At 39.3% G+C, this 527-nt stretch carries 2 protein-coding genes; both read right to left on the bottom strand.

Annotated features, from left to right (window positions below):
* Positions 1–326, bottom strand: a 326-nt coding sequence (locus ACWHAR_RS31680; RefSeq protein ID WP_452089004.1) for a signal recognition particle receptor subunit alpha, incomplete at its 3' end; no start/stop codon positions are given.
* A 19-nt stretch (positions 327–345) separates the two neighbouring features.
* On the bottom strand, positions 346–527 hold a 182-nt coding region (locus tag ACWHAR_RS31675), incomplete at its 5' end, for a hypothetical protein (protein WP_452089003.1).

The raw sequence follows: 527 nt of genomic DNA, 5'->3' as shown, positions 1-527 counted from the left end.
TGCTCATCTCCGCTGTTATAAATCTCGACCAGTTTCTCAGAAATCACTGACTGGACTTCCTTTGGATCTTGAATATTTCTGCGTTTGACTTCTTTTTTCAGCTCATCTATTAATTCCATAACGGTTGTAAAACCGACATCCGCGCTGATAAGAACCTCTTCAAGCTCTTCGAAGAAATCCTCATCCACTTTACGGTAACGGGATACAAGATCATTCACTTTGTTTTGAAAGGAGTTTCTTGTTTTTTCAAGGCCATCCTTAAACTTTTCAGATACGGAATCTGTCTGTTTTGTGATTTTCTCTTTTAATTTTTTAAAAAAGCTCATCTTTTAACCTCTTTCCTCGTTACTGAACGAATTCTTTTGTTTCTTCCAGTTTAACTGAGATTACCTTGGACACACCGGACTCCTGCATGGTTACGCCGTATAGGACATCCGCTTCCTCCATCGTCCCTTTTCTGTGGGTAATCACAATAAACTGGGTATCTCTGCTGTATCTTTTTAAATACTGCGCAAACCGGAACACAT

The sequence above is a fragment of the Bacillus sp. LR--39 genome, assembly GCF_053613335.1.
This window is presented reverse-complemented; position numbering and strand designations above follow the sequence as displayed.